The 2,355-nt window shown below is 44.1% G+C and carries 2 protein-coding genes; both read right to left on the bottom strand.

Annotated elements, in window-relative coordinates:
* Positions 1-1,318: glycogen debranching protein (locus PX481_RS13545; RefSeq protein WP_288094742.1), on the bottom strand; the 1,318-nt coding region annotated here is incomplete at its 3' end.
* 506 nt (positions 1,319-1,824) lie between these two features.
* Positions 1,825-2,355 (bottom strand): DUF4351 domain-containing protein (locus PX481_RS13540; RefSeq protein WP_288094741.1); only part of this gene is annotated, 531 nt, incomplete at its 5' end.

Genomic DNA, 2,355 nt, shown 5'->3' with positions numbered 1-2,355 from the left:
TATCGGGTCTGTGGTATATGTCGGGGCTTCCTAAAATCCGCGCCGCTAATTTGCTGACTATGCCGGTATCTCCCCGGACAAAAGCGCGCACATCATCGCGAAAAGGCCCATTCCACTCGGAAAACCAATCGGCAAATTCAACAAATTGACCGACACTATACAATCCTGCCGCATCCCAGGCTTCAGCGATTAATTTTGTCCCGGCTAAGACTGGATCCGATTCGATCGCCCAGATCATGTTATAACCTTTTTGCAGAATCGGTTCCCCGTCCACATTGCGCGATAATACGGCCGCCAGGTCAAAGCGAAAACCATCGACGTGCATTTCCGACACCCAATAGCGCAAACAATCGAGAATCATTTTGCCAACAATGGGATGACTGCCCTTGAGGGTGTTACCACAGCCAGTATAGTTGCTATAGAGGCTTTTATCGACCGCATCGAGGATGTAGTAGGTGCGATTATCGATACCTTTCAAGGAAAGAGTCGGCCCGATTTCGTCCCCCTCGGCGGTATGATTGAAAACCACATCGAGAATCACTTCGATCCCCGCTTTGTGTAAAGCTTTCACCAGATCGCGAAATTCATTCAAAGGACCGAGGGGTGAGCGATCGCTACTGTAACCGGCATGGGGCGCAAAAAAGCCGATCGTGCTATAACCCCAATAGTTAGTTAACCCCGGCATAGCGGCAGCGGGATCAAAGTAATGAATCGGTAACAATTCCACGGCAGTAATGCCTAGGTTGGTCAAATAGGGTATTTTTTCGATTAATCCCGCAAAAGTACCTCTTTTTTCCTCGCTAACGCCGGAATTCGGGTTACGAGTAAAGCCACCGACGTGCATTTCGTAGATAAAACTGGCAGAGTAGGGAGTGCGTAGCGGTGCGTCATCTTCCCAATCGTAGCGGCCTGGATCCACTACCAGACCCCGCAAAGCTCGATGACAATTATCGCCTTTTTCGCTGGCAGCTTGTCGATCATAAATTTCCGCACCGACAATCGCTTTCGCATAGGGATCGAGAACTACTTTATCAGGATCGAAGCGATGACCCTGGGCCGGATTATCCGGACCATAGACTCGATAAGCATACACTTGACCGACTCCAATGCCGTGAACGAAAATATGCCAATAGAAAAAAGTGCGATTTTCTTGGGGATTCAGACGAATAATTTGACTAGGTTGCGGGGAATTGGCATCATCAAATAATAATAATTCTATGGCAGTGGCATACTTAGAAAATAGTGAGAAGTTGACACCATCGGCCAAGACAGTCGCACCGACGGGATGGCTTTTACCGTGATCGGTTTTTAAGGTCATTGTCAAGAGATAAGAAGTGATTAGGAGTAGTATAAGATTATTCGGCGTTGCTGAATCAAGCTATGAATGCCAAATGTGTGTCCTATCCAAAAGTTATACCAAATCCGGTTATTAAAAACTGATTAAGTAGGGAGGCACAATTATTTGTAGGATGGGTTAGCGGTAGCGTAACATAATCGGGCGTTGGGTTTCATGCTTCAACCCAACCTACGTTCATCTTATATTTAATTCCACCCACCCACTTATTTATTTACCCTTTTGCCTCTTGCCTGTTGCCTATTGCCTCTCCTGATATGTAGCCTATACTCAACGGATTTAGTATTAGTTTTGGTCTAGGTTTTAAAAATATCACAAAAGAATGTTCAGAACTCAAATCAGCAACGCCAGATTTTAATGGAGATGGCGTGATTAATTTCCAAGACCTTGCCCTATTCAATAAAGCTCTCAATTTCCCGATAGATAAAGAAAACAATTAGAGGAGTTTTAAATGGCCTTTCCCGAAGATTTTAGGCTTGATTAAGCCAATTGATTAAGTCAGCTTGAGTCTCAAAGTCTAGCAATGCTTCTCCTAAGTCTTCTAATTTTTCTACTGAGAGTTTTTGGATAGTTTCAGTGATATGCGGGGGAAGTTCACCAAAACGTCGCTTTAGTTGACGTAGCACTAACTTGGATGCTTCTTTTTGAAGTCCGATAGCTTCTCCTTGTTGAATCCCTTCGATTCTACCCTTTTGAATCGCTGCTTCTCTATCTTGTTCGTATAAAGGGGCTAAACGCATAATAAATTTCCTCTCCTCCTGGGTTCTTTTGGGTAAGGCTTGCAAGTTTCTACTCAAATTGTATAATAATTTTAAGGAAGCTGATTTAAAGGGATGATGAGGAGACAAGGCCTCTAATTCATCAATCGCTCTGGTTCTAGTTCCTCCTCTGCCTAATAATCTTAACCAAAGGGTTTCAGGGGTTTCAGGTAATTGATGCAGGACAATAAGGGATGTATTTAATGCTGGAGGTAAAAAATAAATTCCTTCTCCCCAATCTGG

The organism is Microcystis sp. M53603_WE2 (assembly GCF_030065435.1).
This window is presented reverse-complemented; position numbering and strand designations above follow the sequence as displayed.